The 15,664-nt window shown below is 69.4% G+C and carries 13 protein-coding genes; 4 read left to right on the top strand and 9 right to left on the bottom strand.

Translation table 11 applies throughout. The features are described from left to right. Positions 1-618: 618 nt before the first annotated feature. The 3 genes from rsmG (at position 619) to ACWGIC_RS23255 (ending at position 3,325) form a co-directional block, all read left to right on the top strand. Complete coding sequence (gene rsmG, locus ACWGIC_RS23265; RefSeq protein WP_037809131.1) at positions 619-1,299, top strand: 16S rRNA (guanine(527)-N(7))-methyltransferase RsmG; 681 nt, start codon at positions 619-621, stop codon at positions 1,297-1,299. An 86-nt stretch (positions 1,300-1,385) separates the two neighbouring features. Next, positions 1,386-2,309 carry a ParA family protein gene (locus ACWGIC_RS23260; protein WP_452078043.1) on the top strand — a complete coding sequence of 308 codons (924 nt, stop codon included), beginning with the start codon at positions 1,386-1,388 and terminating at the stop codon, positions 2,307-2,309. Further along, entirely contained in the window at positions 2,306-3,325 is a 1,020-nt protein-coding gene (locus ACWGIC_RS23255) for a ParB/RepB/Spo0J family partition protein (protein WP_452078040.1), read from the top strand. The genes ACWGIC_RS23260 and ACWGIC_RS23255 overlap by 4 nt, the downstream gene beginning before the upstream one ends. Before the next feature lie 131 nt (positions 3,326-3,456). Here the strand turns inward: ACWGIC_RS23255 and ACWGIC_RS23250 are convergent, their stop codons facing one another. Continuing rightward, complete coding sequence (locus ACWGIC_RS23250) at positions 3,457-4,407, bottom strand: D-alanine--D-alanine ligase family protein (RefSeq protein WP_344282439.1); 951 nt, start codon at positions 4,405-4,407, stop codon at positions 3,457-3,459. 30 nt (positions 4,408-4,437) lie between these two features. Next, positions 4,438-5,757 (bottom strand): aminotransferase-like domain-containing protein, encoded by a 1,320-nt coding sequence (locus tag ACWGIC_RS23245; RefSeq protein ID WP_452078039.1) that lies wholly within the window; start codon positions 5,755-5,757, stop codon positions 4,438-4,440. A gap of 182 nt (positions 5,758-5,939) precedes the next feature. Here ACWGIC_RS23245 and ACWGIC_RS23240 point away from each other — a divergent pair, with 182 nt between their 5' ends. Beyond that, positions 5,940-6,584 (top strand): GNAT family N-acetyltransferase, encoded by a 645-nt coding sequence (locus ACWGIC_RS23240; protein WP_406639831.1) that lies wholly within the window; start codon positions 5,940-5,942, stop codon positions 6,582-6,584. 845 nt (positions 6,585-7,429) lie between these two features. Here ACWGIC_RS23240 and ACWGIC_RS23235 read toward each other — a convergent pair. From ACWGIC_RS23235 to murJ, 7 genes are all read right to left on the bottom strand, one after another. Next, on the bottom strand, positions 7,430-8,578 hold the full coding sequence (locus ACWGIC_RS23235) for an N-acetylmuramoyl-L-alanine amidase (RefSeq protein ID WP_452078038.1): 1,149 nt from the start codon (positions 8,576-8,578) through the stop codon (positions 7,430-7,432). Positions 8,579-8,846: 268 nt separating this feature from the next. Then, the gene (trxA, locus tag ACWGIC_RS23230) at positions 8,847-9,170 is read right to left on the bottom strand and encodes a thioredoxin (protein ID WP_067578295.1); all 324 of its coding nucleotides are present in this window, start codon (positions 9,168-9,170) and stop codon (positions 8,847-8,849) included. 28 nt (positions 9,171-9,198) lie between these two features. Continuing rightward, complete coding sequence (trxB, locus tag ACWGIC_RS23225; RefSeq protein WP_452078037.1) at positions 9,199-10,191, bottom strand: thioredoxin-disulfide reductase; 993 nt, start codon at positions 10,189-10,191, stop codon at positions 9,199-9,201. A gap of 95 nt (positions 10,192-10,286) precedes the next feature. Continuing rightward, positions 10,287-11,084 carry a hypothetical protein gene (locus ACWGIC_RS23220; protein ID WP_452078036.1) on the bottom strand — a complete coding sequence of 266 codons (798 nt, stop codon included), beginning with the start codon at positions 11,082-11,084 and terminating at the stop codon, positions 10,287-10,289. After that, positions 11,081-11,746, bottom strand: coding sequence for an RNA polymerase sigma factor SigM (sigM, locus tag ACWGIC_RS23215; RefSeq protein ID WP_452078035.1), 666 nt, complete (start codon positions 11,744-11,746; stop codon positions 11,081-11,083). Before sigM ends, ACWGIC_RS23220 begins: the two co-directional genes overlap by 4 nt. A gap of 31 nt (positions 11,747-11,777) precedes the next feature. Then, positions 11,778-13,379 (bottom strand): protein kinase family protein, encoded by a 1,602-nt coding sequence (locus tag ACWGIC_RS23210; protein ID WP_452078034.1) that lies wholly within the window; start codon positions 13,377-13,379, stop codon positions 11,778-11,780. A 79-nt stretch (positions 13,380-13,458) separates the two neighbouring features. Next, entirely contained in the window at positions 13,459-15,237 is a 1,779-nt protein-coding gene (gene murJ / locus ACWGIC_RS23205) for a murein biosynthesis integral membrane protein MurJ (protein WP_452078042.1), read from the bottom strand. Positions 15,238-15,664: the final 427 nt, after the last annotated feature.

Below are 15,664 nucleotides of genomic sequence, written 5' to 3'. Positions count from 1 at the left end.
GTGGGCGCGCCCCCTACGGGTGGGGTGTTGATCTCCCCCGTGTACTGCCCCCGGGGTGGTTTTGCCCACGGCCCCGACGCGCCCCACCGCAAAAAGCGGGTGGCCCGCTTCTTTTATGTCTGCCGGTCGACTCCGGGGCCGCCGCTGCGTCGCCCCGCTCCCCTTCTCGCCGACCGCGGCCTGTCCAAGGAAGCGCGCCGACGCGCTTCCTTGGACAGAGTCGTCCCGCTGCCCAACACGAGCGGTGCCGGACCGACACCGGCCCGGGACATTGCCGCACCGACGCAACTCGACACTCGCTGCTGAGATTTGGATCGTCAGCGCCCGGTGACTGGTGCACGACACCTCGACTCCGCCGTCGCCGTACCGCCGACCGAGGCCACTCTCGCTCGGTCCGCCGGTGTTGCCCCGGAGCGAATTACAAGCGTGGCGTTTCACGTGAAACTCGACCCCGCTTCGCTCTCGGCTCGCGTTTCACGTGAAACGGCCTGTGGATGGGTCGGCGACTCGAGTGGAGTTGTCCACAGTTGCGGTCTGTCGGCTCGATTTGGCGTCGGCATCAGGGACAATCAACCGAGCGCGTTTCACGTGAAACGCGCGGAGCGAGGAGTGGGAGTAGTGAGCTTGGACGGCGCCACCGGAACGGTCCGGACCGCGGCGGTGGAGGTGTTCGGGGAGCGCGTCGAGCAAGCCGCCGGATACGTGGAGCTGCTGGCGACCCACGGGGTCGAGCGAGGGTTGATCGGACCGCGTGAGGTGGATCGGCTCTGGGAGCGGCACGTGCTGAACTCCGCGGTGATCGGTGAGCAGATCCCCTCCGAGGCGCGCGTGGTCGACGTCGGGTCGGGGGCTGGGCTTCCGGGAGTACCGCTGGCGATCGCCCGACCGGACCTCGATATCGTTCTCTTGGAACCCATGGCTCGCCGGGTTGACTGGTTGGCCGAGGTCGCCGAGAAGCTGGAACTCCCGATCACCATCGTCCGTGGACGCGCCGAGGAGCGGTCCGTACGCGAGCAGCTGAGTGGCGCAGACGTCGTCACCGCCCGCGCGGTCGCCCCTCTTGCTCGGCTCGCGGGCTGGTGCCTTCCCCTGGTTCGTCCCGAAGGTCGACTGGTTGCCCTCAAAGGCGCCAGCGCCGCCGAAGAGATCTCCCGTGACCGCGACGCGGTGCGCAAGGCCGGTGGTGCCGAACCACAGGTCGCTGAATGCGGGAAGGCAGTACTCGAAGTCCCCAGCACGGTGGTCCTGATCCGTCGCCTGCCGCCGAAGCCGAACCGGCCACGCGGCAGGCGGAGCTAGCGAACGACAAGAGCCGCGCCGTTCCACGTGAAACATCGCGGTGTGAACGCCCCCGAATCGTCTACCAGGAGGAGGTGTCGAGACCGGTGAATCCCCCGCCGTCCGACTCCGCGGAGGCCAGCCAGGAGATGGGCTGGACGCCGATCGCTGAAGAAGCCGTTCGCGCCGCGAGCGTGCTCCACCCCAAGGAAGGGGTGCTCCCCCGCCCGACTCGCCGCCGGGTGCTCACCGTCGCCAACCAGAAGGGCGGGGTCGGCAAGACGACGAGCACCGTCAACCTGGCCGCGGCGCTTGCCGTGCACGGGCTGAAAACGTTGGTGATCGACCTCGACCCGCAGGGCAACGCCAGCACCGCGCTCGACATCGACCACCGCTCCGGGACGCCCTCGATCTACGAGGTGCTCATCGGCGAGGTCTCGATCGCCGAGGCCGCCGCGCAGAGCGAACAGTCCCCCAACCTCTTCTGCGTGCCCGCGACGATCGATCTCGCCGGTGCCGAGATCGAACTCGTCTCCATGGCGAACCGCGAGACGCGGCTCAAGGAGGCGCTGTCGTCCGGGGCGCTCGAACAGCTCGACGTCGACTACGTCTTCATCGACTGCCCGCCGTCGCTCGGTCTCCTCACCGTCAACGCGATGGTGGCGGCGCAGGAAGTGCTCATCCCGATCCAGTGCGAGTACTACGCGCTCGAAGGTCTCGGGCAGCTCCTCAGCAACATCGAACTCGTGCAGCAGCACCTCAACCGCGAACTCAGCGTGTCGACGATTCTGCTCACGATGTACGACGGACGCACCAAACTGGCCGACCAGGTGACCAACGAGGTCCGGAACCACTTCGGCGACACGGTGCTGAAGACCGTCATCCCGCGCAGCGTGAAGGTGTCCGAGGCACCCGGCTACGGCCAGACCGTCCTCGCCTACGACCCCGGTTCACGTGGTGCCATGAGCTATCTCGACGCGGCGAAGGAGATCGCCGAGCGGGGTGTGAAGGAGAGGAGCAGCACCACATGACTGAGCGCAGAGGAGGACTCGGCCGCGGACTGGCGGCCCTGATCCCGACCGGGCCAGCGACGCCTCCGGCCGCGAACGAGACCAGCACGCCCGCGGCCGCGGAGAACGCGGCCCGCGAGGACAAGGGCTGGTTCGCGGCGAACGGCGCGGCGGGCCAGCCGATCGCGGGCGGCGAGGTCGCCGGCGCGGTGTACCGCGAGATCCCGGTCAGCTCGGTCAAGCCGAACCCGAAGCAGCCTCGCCAGGTTTTCGACGAGGAAGCGCTCGCCGAACTCGAGCATTCGATCCGCGAGTTCGGGCTCATGCAGCCGATCGTCGTCCGCGAACTCGGGGACGACGAGTACGAACTCGTCATGGGCGAGCGCCGGCTGCGGGCCTCGCAGCAGGCGGAACTCGAGGCGATCCCCGCGATCGTGCGGCAGACCGCCGACGAGTCGATGCTGCGGGACGCGCTGCTGGAGAACATCCACCGCGTGCAGCTGAACCCGCTCGAAGAAGCGGCGGCTTATCAGCAGCTGCTCGACGAGTTCGCGGTGACGCACGAGGAGCTGGCCGGTCGGATCGGTCGCAGCCGTCCGGTCATCACGAACACCATCCGGCTGCTCAAACTCCCCCTCGCGGTGCAGCGGCGGGTGGCCGCTGGTGTGCTGTCCGCTGGGCACGCGCGGGCGCTGCTGTCGTTGGAGGATCCGGAAAGCCAGGAGGAACTGGCGGCTCGGATCGTCGCGGAGGGCATGTCGGTGCGCGCCACCGAGGAAGCCGTCACGCTGAAGAAGAGCGAGAAGCCGGCCAAGCCGAAGGCCGCTCCCCGCAAGCCGATTCAGGCACCCGGATTGCAGGAACTCGCGAACCGGCTGTCCGATCGGTTCGACACCCGGGTGAAGGTCGACCTCGGCCGGCGCAAGGGACGCATCGTTCTCGAGTTCGGATCGGTGGACGACCTGGAGCGGATCGTCGGGATCATCGACGCGAATTCTGGGGAAAAATCGGCGAATCAGACCGACGAAACCGATTAGGGATCACCCAGGGGCGTTTCGTCACGGTGATGATTGCGGATCGGGACCGTCGAGGTCACGCGGAGTGGCCGACGGAAAACCGGCGAGGGGAAGGGCGGCGGACCGCCGCCCGCCCCGTCCGTCTAGGTCGTTCAGTTCGCGCGGGCGACGGCGCGCGCGACGAGATCCGCGAAAACTGAGCCGAGGGTGGTGCCGGCGGCTTCGACGGCCATCGGCACCGTCGAGGTTTCGGTGAGGCCCGGCGAGAGGTTCACTTCGAGGAAGTGGACTCCCCCGTCCGGCGTGATCACCGCGTCGGTGCGCGAGATGTCGCGCAGCCCGAGCCACCGGTGCGCACCGACGGCGAGTTCGCCGACTGCCTTCGCGGCTTCGTCGGAAATCCGGGCCGGGGTGAAGAAGTCGGTGAGACCGGCGGTGTAGCGCGCGGTGTAGTCGTAGACGCCGCTCTCCGGCACGATCTCGACCGCGGGCAGGGCCTCGGCCCCGTTCTCCCCTTCGATGACCGTGACGGCCACTTCAACGCCGTCTACGAACCGTTCCGCGAGCACGGTGTCGCCGTAGGCGAAGCAGCCGACCATCGCCGCGGGCAGCTCCGCCGCCTCCCGGACCACCTGCGTGCCGAGCGCCGACCCGCCCTGGTCCGGTTTGAGGATCAGCGGCAGGCCGAGCCGCTCGACCATCGCGTCGAGCACCGACTGGGCACCCAGTTCGCGGAAAGTGCTGTGCGGCAACACAACCCAGTCCGGCGTGGAAAACCCGGCCTGCTGCACGAACGCCTTCGCGGTCGGCTTGTCCCAGGCGCGGCGGCAGCCCTGCGAATGGGTGCCGACGAACGGCACGTCGAGCATTTCCAGCACGGTCTGCACCGAGCCGTTCTCGCCCTCGCCGCCGTGCAGGGCGACGACAACCGCGTCCGGACGCTGCGTGCGAAGCCGTTCCAGCAGCCCGGCGTCGGTGTCCCACTCCTCCACGGTGAGGCCCTCGGCCCGCAGCGCGGCGGACAGCCTGCGCCCGGAGCGAAGCGAAACGTCGCGTTCGTGGGAAAGCCCGCCGGCGAGCACGGCAACGGTACGGTCGACCACCGTGGGAACTCCTTAGTGTTGCAGGGCCGGTCAGACCGTGTCCGGAGACGGGGTCTCGGGCCCCGGGATGGTGCGCGCCTTCACGCTACCGAAGGTGCGGCTGAGGTCCATTTCGGACTCAAGGACCGCGGCGAGCCGGCGCACGCCTTCGCGGATGCGTGCCGGCGTCGGGTAGCAGTACGACAACCGCATCTGGCGGGAGCCGAAACCGTCGGCGTAGAAACCGGTGCCGGACGCGTACGCCACCCGTGCGGTGACCGCGCGCGGCAACATTGCTTTGGTGTCAACGCCTTCCGGCACGGTGACCCACACGTAGAAGCCGCCGTCGGGGTTGGTCCAGGAGCAGCCGGGCGGCAGATACTGGTGCAGCGCCGACAACATCGCGTCGCGGCGCTCGCGGTAGTTCTCCCGGAACTTCTTGATCTGGCCCTTCCAATCGTGCGTCGCGAGATAGCGCGAGACGATCATCTGGTTGAAGGTCGGCGGGCACAAAGTGGCAGATTCCGCTGCCAGCACAAGCTTTTCGCGCACCGCGTGCGGCGCGAGCACCCAGCCGACGCGCAGCCCGGAGGCGAACGTCTTCGAGAACGAGCCGAGGTACACGACGTTGTCCGGGTCGAGCGAGCGCAGCGCCGGGTAGGTCTGGCCGTCGAAACCGAGGAGGCCGTACGGGTTGTCCTCGATGATCAGCACGCCGTGCTCGCGGCAGATCTCGACGATCTCCGGACGACGTTCGGCCGACAAGGTAACGCCGGCCGGGTTGTGGAAATTCGGGATGGTGTAAAGGAATTTGACCCGCTGCCCGGCTTTTTCGGCCTGGTGCAAGGCTTCCCGCAACCCTTCCGGCACGAGACCGTGCTCGTCCATCGCGACGTGCACGACGTTCGCCTGGTACGCGGCGAACGATCCGAGCGCGCCGACGTACGACGGGCCCTCGGCGATCACCACGTCGCCGGGGTCGCAGAAGAGCCGGGTCACCATGTCGAGGCCCATCTGGGAACCGACGGTGACCACGACGTCGTCGGGGTGCGCCTTGATCCCCTCGAGAGCCATGATTTCGCAGATCTGGTCGCGCAGCGCGGGAACGCCGTGCGCGGACCCGTACTGCAGGGCGACCAGCCCCTCCTCGGCGATGATTTCGCCGACCTGAGCCGAGAGCGTGTCGAGGGGCAGCGCGGCGAGATTCGGCATGCCGCCGGCGAGCGAGACGACCTCCGGCCGGCTGGCCACTGCGAAAAGCGCGCGGATCTCGGAGGCAGTCATCCCGGCGGTGCGTGCTGCGTACCGGTCGAGATGCGGGTCGAGATTGTGGCGGCCGGTCTGCGGCTTGGCGGGGCGGTTCTCGGTCATCGGACACCTGAGGGCTCGGTGGGTACCTGCTGGTAGATCCATCGAGTGTAACCACCGCCTCTTCCGGCTCCCCGCTCTTCCGGCGCTTGTCACATCGGCCTATCCTCGGGGAGGTTCTTCCGGTGCCGCCTGCGCTTTTGCGGGCGTCGGGGCCGGAGTTGCGGGGTCCAGGGAGGTTTCAGGTGTCACGTCGCGTGGTGGGCGTCACCCTGGACAATCTCGAGCACCTGCCCAAAAGCTGCCGCCAGTGCGTGTACTGGGAGCTCGCGCCGCATCTGAAGGCGCAGGCCGAGGAGTACGGCTCCACCGAGGTCGAGAAGGAAGCCTGGGTGTCCAGCGTGCTGCTGGAATGGGGTTCCTGCGGCCGCATCGTGTACAGCGACACGCTGCCGGTCGGTTTCGTGCTGTACGCCCCGCCGAACGCCGTGCCCCGGTCGCTCGCCTTCCCGACGTCGCCGCCCAGCGCTGACGCCGTCCTGCTCACCGCGTTCCAGGTCCTGCCGGAATTCCGCGGCGGCGGCCTCGGCCGGATGCTGGTGCAGGCCGTGGCGAAAGACCTGACCAAACGCGGCGTCCGCGCCATCGAATCCTTCGGCGACGCCACCCCCGACGACGAGGACCCGCTGGGCCAGCACTCGTGCGTGCTGCCCGCCGCGTTCCTGCAGAGCGTCGGCTTCAAAACGGTGCGCCCACACCCGAAGTACCCGCGGCTGCGCCTGGAACTGCGCTCGGCGATCACCTGGAAGGAAGACGTCGAAGCGGCTCTGGAGCGCCTGCTCGGCCAGGTGACGATCACGACCGCCGAACCCAGCCTCGGCCGAGCCTGACCCTTCTCCAGATCAGCCAGAATGACCTTGCTGGCACTCACCATGAACAACCCAGCTGGCTCGCTCGCCTCGCTCCGGAAATCCCGGCTCCCCACGGCCTCGCCGGTCACTCTCCGTGCCGATCACCTCGGTACCTCCCGGCTCTCACCGGCGTCCCAGTCTGCCCACTGAGCTTCGCAATCCACCCATTCCCGGCCCGCTGAGCTGCCGCTCGAACCACATCGTCCGAGGTCAGCCAAGCCTCTGTTTCCGTCGACTCACCCGTACTCGGAACCCGGTGAATCTCCGTCCGACGAGCCCCATACCACCTCCAGTTCGCCCGGGAAACACCCACTCCCGGTAGCTGTGCACAACTGTGGAAGAACACCCGAGTTATCCACAGATTGCAGATAGAGGCCGTGGAAAAGCTGTGGATGGATAGAATGGATCTGGGGACGCCCCCCGGTGAGGGTGGGGGCTGCCCCCAGGTGTGGTGGGTGCTGGAGCGGTGGGGCGCAAGTTCTTGTGGCACCGGTGAAGCGGTGTGGTTGCTCCGGTTGTTTAAGGCTGGGGCTCTCGGTTGGCGGGGCGCGGGGTGGCGGTTGGCCTGGCGGGCGGGCGCAGGGGTGAGGGCTGGGGAGCGAGACGGCTGGTCGTGACTGTGGGTAGTGGTTGGCTGGGGTGAGTTCGCGTCAGCACGGGTAAACGGGAGCACGCTGAGAGGGGCGGCAGCGGGCGGGGCGTGCGGAAGGGCCCCGGGGCGACGTGAGGCGGGGAAAGTCTGGTTCAGGGCGAAGTCAGGGGGTCCTACCGGCAGGAGGGGGCAAGCCGGGAGGACTGAGGTCGAACGGGAGCGAGAGGGGGTGTTATTCGGCCTTGGCCAGTTCGTGGGCCAGGACGTCGGCGAAGGTGAAGGTGCCGGTCGGCTGGTCGCCCTCGCCCAGGAGGTAGAGGCGCTTGACCGCGATGAGGATGCCCTCGGCCACGACGTCCCGGAAGGCGGGGTCGGCCAGGCGGGCAGCGTCGTCCGGGTTGGTCAGGTAGCCGATTTCCACGCGGACGGCTGGGCAGCGCGTGCGCGTGAAGATCTCCCACGTCTTGTAGTGCGTGCGGCAGTCCAGCAGGCCGGTGCGGGCGGCGACCTCGCGCTGGATGAAGCCGGCCAGCAGCTCGCCGACGGTGGACGTCGTGCCATTGCCGGTGCCGAAGTGGAAGCTCGCCACGCCCTGCGCGCGCGGCGACGGGTTGCCGTCGTTGTGCAGCGACAGGAACAGGTCCGCGCCGGCGTCGTTGGCGAAACGGGCGCGTTCGAAATCCGTCGGGCTGTGGTTCGGGCCCCGGCTGATCAGGGCCTCCATGCCGGTGGCCTGCATCCGGCCCTCGAGCCGCCGCGCCAGGTCCCAGGCGATGTCCGCTTCGCGCAGGCTGCCGGCGACGACGCCGAGGTCCTCGCCGCCGTGGCCCGGGTCGATCACGATGCGCTTGCCGCGCAGCCGCGGGCCGGCCTGACGCACCTGCTCCTGCTCGCGCAAGAAAACCGGGCGGCCGCCGCGGGCGCGCGGCGACGACAGGCGGTGCAGTTCGCGGATGGTGGCCGGGCCGCAGATTCCGTCCGACGTCAGCCGCATGTCGCGCTGGAACGTGCGCAGCGCGCGCTCGGTCTGCGGGCCGAAATAGCCGTCCGGGCGGCCGGCGTCGAAGCCCAGTTCGGTGAGCCGCTCCTGAAGAGTGAAAACGTCGTCGCCGTGTACCGGCGCCGACAAAAGGTACTGGAGCGGGCGGCTCCCCAGGTGATAGCTGGCGCCCTTGAGCGCCTGGTACGTCGCAGGGCCCACCACGCCGTCGGTGATGAGCCCACGGCGCTGCTGGAACGCGCGCACGGCCTGCTCCACCGCGACGTCGAACGTGTTGTACCGCTCGGTCCCCGCCACCGGCGGGAGCAGATCCATCCCGGCAAGGATCGACCTGATCTCGGCGACGTCGGGACCGGCGTCACCGCGGCGGAGTACCCGCATGCACTCCTCGCTCTTCCTCAGGCACCGAAACCGGCTCGATGCGAAACAGAAACCTGGGTGGGGGTGTACCCAGGCACCTATTGTGCCCTGTGAACTCTCGGTGAGTACGCAGGCCCGGTCGGTGCGCCCTCGGACGGGTGCGCCTTCCCCAGGCAGACACGCCAGGTGCACCTGCGGACACCCCTCCGCGCGGGTGTCCCCCGAACGTGCGAGAACCCGGGTCGGCGGGTCGATCGCCGCAGGCCCGGGTTCTCAGCAGGTGGACCGCTCAGAGCACGTCGGCGAGATCGGACAGCAGCGCGGCCTTCGGCTTCGCGCCCACGATCTGCTTCACCGGCTTGCCGCCCTGGAACAGGATCAGCGTCGGAATCGACATCACCTGGTAGTCACGCGCCGTGTTCGGGTTCTCGTCGATGTCGAGCTTCGCGACCTTGATCTTGTCGCCGTTTTCCTTCGCGATCTCCTCGAGCACCGGGGCGACCATCTTGCACGGACCGCACCAGGTCGCCCAGAAGTCGACGAGGACCGGCTTCTCGCTGGTCAGAACGTCGTCCACGAACGACTTGTCGGTCACCTTCACGGGTTCGGACATCGCTTGCTCCTTCAACTCGGTGGGAAAGTCAGTGCTCGCCGGCGCCGTAGCCGCCGCCGACCAGTTCCGGTGCCTCGTGCGCCTCGGCTTCGCCGTGCTCCGCGAGCCATCGTTCCGCGTCGATCGCCGCGCTGCAGCCGGAACCGGCCGCGGTGATCGCCTGACGATAAGTGCGGTCCACCAAGTCGCCGGCGGCGAACACGCCGGGCACGTTCGTGTAGGACGTGCGGCCCTTGGTGAGCACGTAACCGTCCTCGTCCACGTCGACCTGACCGCGCACCAGCTCGCTGCGCGGGTCGTGGCCGATCGCGACGAAGAACCCGGTCACGTCGAGCGTCTTCTCCTCGCCGGACTTCGTGTCGCGCACCTTCAGGCCGGACACCGTCCCGTCGCCCTCGACGCCGGTGATCTGCGAGTTCAGCTGCCACTTGATCTTCTCGTTCGCGCGAGCGCGCTCGAGCATGATCTTCGACGCCCGGAACTCGTCGCGGCGGTGCACGATCGTCACGGACTTGGCGAACTTCGTCAGGAAGGTCGCCTCCTCCATCGCCGAGTCGCCGCCGCCGGCCACCGCGATGTCGTGGTCGCGGAAGAAGAAACCGTCGCAGGTCGCACAGGCGGAGACGCCGCGGCCGAGCAGCTCCTGCTCGCCCGGCACCTTCAGGTACCGCGCAGCGGCACCCATGGCGAGGATGACCGCGCGGGCGGCGTAGCGCTTGCCGTTCGCGACGACGTACTTCACGTCGCCGGTCAGCTCGACCGATTCGACGTCTTCCGCGCGCAGCTCGGCGCCGAAGCGCTCGGCCTGCTTGCGCATCTCCTCCATCAGGTCCGGACCCTGGATCCCGTCGCGGAAGCCCGGGAAGTTCTCGACCTCGGTGGTGGTCATCAGCGCGCCGCCGAACTGCGTGCCCTCGAACACCAGCGGTTCGAGCTGTGCGCGCGCCGCGTAGACCGCTGCGGTGTAACCGGCAGGACCCGATCCGACGACGATCAGGTTCCTGATTTCCTCGGCAGCCACCCGTCAACCCTCCGCTCGTAGTGACCTGTGCTCCAGGCTCAACACGATCGTAGGTGGAGGTGTTCCCGGCGGTGACGGCCGCTACGTCCGGGCCGCTACTTCTTGCCGACCACCTTGTCGAACAGCTTGGCCGGGTTCCCCGGCCCGCAGTCCGCTCCGAATGCGACCAGCCGGAACTGCGCGAGCTTGCCGGTGGTGTAAATCGCCACCACGCCCGGCTTGCCCTCGACGGTCACCGGCCGCACGCCTTCCGGCCGCACCGCTGGGTCCATGCCAGCCGCGGCGACGCACGCGTCGAACCGTTTCGCGTCCTGCAGCGGACCGTAGTTCCGCACGCCGAGACCGCCGCCCAGCAGGGCTTCGGCACCGCTGCCGTCGCTGCCGACGGACGGGCCGCCTACCGCGGACGGTGCGGGCGCGGCGACGCCTGAGGTGTCTGTGGTCGTCGTACCGGGAACTGTCAGCGTGATGGCTACCGCTGCGGCCGCGGCGGCGGTCAGGATCCCCGCGCCCCAGCCGAGCTGCCGGTTCCGCCGTTTCCGCGCCGCCGACAGGTCCACCACCGGCGCGACCGGCTGCTCAGCAGGCTTCGGTGCCGCCGCCGGAAACGTGGCCTCCTGCCGGGCCGCCGACTCCGCGGCGAGCGCGGCGTCGAGCTTGGCCGCGAACTCGGCGGGCATCGGCGGGGCCGGTTCCGCACCGAGCGCGGACAGGTCGGCGGTGGTCGCTTCGAGGGCCTCGATGATCGAGCGCGCCTCCGGATCCGCGTTCACCCGCGGCCAGAGCTGCGCGGCCTCCTGATCGTCGAGGACCCCGGCGTGGAGGTCGGCGAGCAGGTCGACAGACCAGGGCGGTCCGATGGTTCCGCCTGCCCCCCGGCTCTCGTCCGTCATCGTCCCTCCCCGTTCCCCGGCGAGCGCTGGGCCCGCCCGGCACTCCGGGACCCCTCCGAAGTGGCGTGCTTGCGTTTGCTTTCGTTAGTTGGGACGTCGCCACCCCCGTCCGGGTTCCGCAGATGCCCGAGAACCTTCGCGAGTTTTCCCCGCCCGCGCGCGCATCGGCTCTTGACCGTGCCTTCCGCGATGCCGAGCATCTTCGCGGTTTCGGCCACCGAATAACCCTCGACGTCGACGAGCAGGATCGGCGCGCGCTGGTCCTCGGGCAGCTCGTCGAGCGCCTTGCGGACCAGCAGGCTGGTTTCCTTGTCCGCCATCGAATCGCCGGGCGCGGCCGGTTCGTTGTACTCCCCGGTCTCGGGCAGCGGCACGGTCGGCCGGGCCTGCTTTCGCCGGATCCGGTCGAGGCACGCGTTCACCACGATCCGGTGCAGCCACGTCGTGACCTGCGACTCCGCCCGGAACTTGCCTGCCGCGCGGAAGGCCGAGATGAACGCCTCCTGCAGCGCGTCCGAGGCCTCTTCCGGATCGCGCAGCGTGCGCAGGGCGACCGCCCACATGCGGTCTCGATGCCGCCGGACCAGTTCACTGAACGCATGCGGATCGCCCGCGGCGTGTGCCGCGATCAGATCCGCATCCGTGGGAGCTGCAGCCGTCACCCGGCAGAGCCTACTGAGTGGCGATCGCAGCTCACGCCGCAGGCAGGAAGCTCAGGTCTCCGATCTGAGTCAGGAAGCCGTCGCCGCCGTTGTCGCCCAGCTGGGTGATCCAGACGATGAAGTACTGGCCTTGCGTCGGCTGCTGCAAAGTGATCGTGGTGTCCGGCCCGTTCAGGTCGCCGCTTCCGACCACCTTGGTGTCGTCGAGCTTCGGGTTCTTGCTGTCCGCCGACCGGATCTCGACCTTCGTGCCCGGGCTGTTCGCGCTGATCTTCACCTGCGCGAGGTTCACCGGGTTGTCGAACGAGACCGCGATGCCGACGCCGGGCTTCAGTGAGGGCAGCTGCTGCTGGTACTGGTCGGTTTTCCAGATCGTGCCCGGGTCGCCGTCGATCGTGTTCTTGGCCCGGCCGGGGTTGTCGCCCGAGCCCTCCGGGTTGTAGACCGAGGCCGCCTTCGGAGCCACCGGCTCGCCGATCTTCGGGCCCGCGGGCGGCTGGTTCGCCGGCGGCGGGGCCTGGTTGCCCGGTTTGGCCGGGGCCGAGCTGCTCGGAGGGGCCGCGACGTTGAGCGTCGGACCGGTGGGTTTGCCGTCGCCCTGGAACAGGTTGATCAGCATCAGCCCGCCCCAGGCGAGGATGACCACGGTGGCGACCACCAGCACGGTGACGCCGAAGGCCAGCTTCCGCCGCCGCGCGACGTCCTTCACCGGCTTCTTCGTGGTCCAGATCGTGCCGTCGGTCTCCGCCGCCGCGTCTTCCTTGCCGACCGCGTTGATCAGCTGGGTGCGTTCCTCCTGCTCGGCGACCTGGCCGAGCACGCGAAGGATGGCCGAGCTGGTGCGGATCCCGCCGCTGCCGCCGTCCTCGATCGTGCGCACCGCCAGCGAAGACAGCTCCGGCGGCACCGCGGGCACCAGCGACCGCGGCGGCACCACGTGCCCCTGCGGCGTGAGCGGGGCCGCGGGGATCGCGGGCGGTCCGCCGGGCAGCGCCCAGCGTCCGGTGAGCAGCAGATACAACACCGCGCCGAGCGCCTTGACGTCGTCGCGGAGCGTGGCTTCCGGCAGCGGGCCGGGGAAGGCGAGCTTGAGCGCGCCGCCCGGCGTGAGCCGAAGCCGCTGCGGGTGGTCGAGGCCGAGGACGAGGCCGTTCTGGTGGGCGTGGTCGACGGCTTCGGCGAGCGCCTGCACCATCCGCGCGGCCGCGGCGGGGGCCACCGGCCGCTGCGCGACCAGGTCCACCAGGTCGCTGCCCTTGGTCCACTCCGCCACCACGACGCCGAGCAGTCCCTCGCTGGAGGTGACGCCGCTGCCGAGGCTGAGCACGTCCAGCACCCGTGCGACGCCGCCGTGCCCGAACTTCGACGCGTGCGCGGCCCGTTCCAGGGTGCGCCGGGCCTGCCGGGCAGCCTCCGGATCGGCCGGATCGCCGACCAGCAACGTCAGTGCGACGTCCCGTTTGAGCTGCCCGTCCCGCGCCCGCCAGAGGTGCGCGGCGGCTCGCTCGTCTACCCCGAACTGGGCAAGCAGGCGATACCGGCCGTCCCCTACGACGCGTCCGGGCGCGAGCGATCCGCCCCGGGCGCGAATGCCCGCGGCGTCCCCCGCCTGCTCGCTTCGTCTCGTGTCCACGCTCTCTCCCGCTTCGCTCCCGGCACCGAGGGTACCCGGATCATCAGCCGTAGAAGCGTCGTGAGTCGTGAATCAATCGTTACCCGCGCTTGATCAATCGGGTGAACCTTGATGTTACGGGCTTCAGCTCCTCGACCTTCAGCGCCATGAGCACGCCGAACGAGACCACGATCCCGACGATTCCCTGCAGGACAAGCTTGATCCAGGCGTGCGGAACCGGGCTCAGCGACGAGGGCACGATCAGCCCGACGACCCAGGCGGCCGCGACCCCGAGGACGCTCGCCACGACGGTGAACAGAATCACCCCGATCACCCGCTTGCTGCGCAGGTTGCCGAGCGTCACCCACAGCCACACCTGGCCGAGCATCGCGCCGATCACGTAGGTCAGCGCGTTCACCATCATCACGCCGAGCACGACGTTCTCCGCGTTCAGCAGCACCGGGCACAGGAACAGCAGCGGCACCTTGACCACGGTCATCACGATCATGATCAACGTCGGCGTGCGGGCGTCCTTCATCGCGTAGAACACCCGCATCTGGAGCATCACCAGCGCGTACGGCAGCAGCGCGAACGCCGTGATCGCCAGCGCCTGGCCCATCCGCTCGGCGCCCGCCAGCTCGCCCTTGCCCAGCGCGAACAGCGCGACACCCATCGACGAGCCGACGATGGTCATCACCGCGGAGATCGGGACGAGGGTCACCGTCGAGATCCGCGAAGCGTAGGACAGGTCGGCGACGAGCTTCTTCGTGTCGCCGTCGGCGGCGGCGCGGCTCATCCTCGGCATGATCGCGGTCAGCAGCGAGACGCCGAGCACGCCGTAGGGCAGCTGGAACAGGAGCCACGCGTAGTTGTAGGCGGTGACGCCGCCCGAGGTGCCCTTCGTGAGCACGCGAGTGGTGATCGTGAGGCCGACCTGGCTGACCGCGACGTAGCCGACGACCCACAGGGCCAGCCCGCCGAATTCCTTCATGCGGCTGTCCAGGCCCCAGCGCCAGCGCGGGCGGAAGCCCGACCGCAGCAGCGGCGGGATCAGCATGAGCGCCTGCGCGGCGATGCCGCCGGTGACGCCGAGGCCGAGCGTGAGCACCTTCGGATCGGTGATCGACGGATTGCCGGTGTCGATCGAACCGGGCATCAGCCACACCACGAGGATGGTGAAGATGACCACCAGGTTGTTGATCACCGGCGCCCAGGCGGTCGGACCGAACACGTGCTTGGCGTTCAGCATCGCCGAGACCAGCGCGAACACGCCGTAGAAGAAGATTTCCGGCAGCAGCAGGTAGGCGAACGCGGTGGTCAGCCCCGCGCTCGCGTTGCCGGACGAATCGATGTACAGCGACGTGAACGCCGGTGCCGCGATGACCGCGATCACGGTGCCGACGAACAGCACGGTGACGCCGGTGGTCAGCAGCCGTTGCGCGTAGGCCTGGCCGTGGTCCGGATCGTCTTGCGAACGCACCAGCAGCGGCACCACCACACTGGTGAGCACGCCGCCGAGCAGCAGTTCGAAGATGATGTTCGGCATCGTGTTCGCGACGTTGAACGAGTCGGTCGCGATCCCGTTGCCGATCGCCGCAACCAGCAGCACCTTCCACAGGAACCCGGTGATCCGGCTGATCAGCGACGCGATCGCCATCCGGCCGGACTCCTTGGCCACCGAGGGGCCCTCGTCCTTGGGCTGCTCGGGAGCCTCGGCCGGACGCGCGAGCGGCGCGTCCTTGATCCGCGGCATGACCTGGGTGGCCAGCGCGTCGTACGGGCGCAGCACGTCCGGGTCGGCGGTCGGCCAGCGCGAAGGAGCAGCCAGCGGGACGCCCGCGGTGCGCGGGATGAACCGGGTGGCGTCCGGATCCCGCATCGCTTCTTCCTGCCACGGCCGGATCGGCGTGCCGGGACGCGGGCCGCGGCCGCGATGCACCGGCGGCTGCGGGCCCGGCGCCTTCACCGGCGGCGGCGTCGGCTGCGGAAGCTGGCCGCGGTTGGGCGGCTGGTTCGCCGGCGGGAGCGGTTGCGGACCCGACGGCGGGAGCTGCTGGGGGCCGGACGGCGGTCCGGACGGCCTCGGAGGGGGCGGCCTGCGCACTGGCGGCATGGCGGCCCTGGTCGGGGCCGGACGCTGCTGGCCGTTCGGCGGCGGGACGCGGCGCGGCGCGCGGTCCCGGGGTTCGCGGGGTTCGCCGCCGCGCGGGTCGATCCGGCGCGGCTGGGCCCGGTCAGCCGGTGCCCGGTCGGCGGGCGGACGGTCGTCCGGCAACGGCATCCGGCGGGTGCCGTTGGGCGGCTGC

It is taken from the genome of Amycolatopsis sp. NPDC054798 (assembly GCF_053611505.1).
The sequence above is the reverse complement of the archived record's forward strand: the minus strand, read 5'-3'. Positions and strand labels throughout refer to the sequence as shown.

Bases quoted from the DNA above. Each gene is read 5' to 3' on its own strand.
- ACWGIC_RS23245 (WP_452078039.1), bottom strand. From the start codon at position 5,757: ATGACCGAGAACCGCCCCGCCAAGCCGCAGACCGGCCGCCACAATCTC.
- ACWGIC_RS23220 (WP_452078036.1), bottom strand. From the start codon at position 11,084: ATGACGGACGAGAGCCGGGGGGCAGGCGGAACCATCGGACCGCCCTGG.
- murJ (WP_452078042.1), bottom strand. From the start codon at position 15,237: ATGCGGGATCCGGACGCCACCCGGTTCATCCCGCGCACCGCGGGCGTC.
- ACWGIC_RS23255 (WP_452078040.1), top strand. From the start codon at position 2,306: ATGACTGAGCGCAGAGGAGGACTCGGCCGCGGACTGGCGGCCCTGATC.
- trxA (WP_067578295.1), bottom strand. From the start codon at position 9,170: ATGTCCGAACCCGTGAAGGTGACCGACAAGTCGTTCGTGGACGACGTT.
- ACWGIC_RS23235 (WP_452078038.1), bottom strand. From the start codon at position 8,578: ATGCGGGTACTCCGCCGCGGTGACGCCGGTCCCGACGTCGCCGAGATC.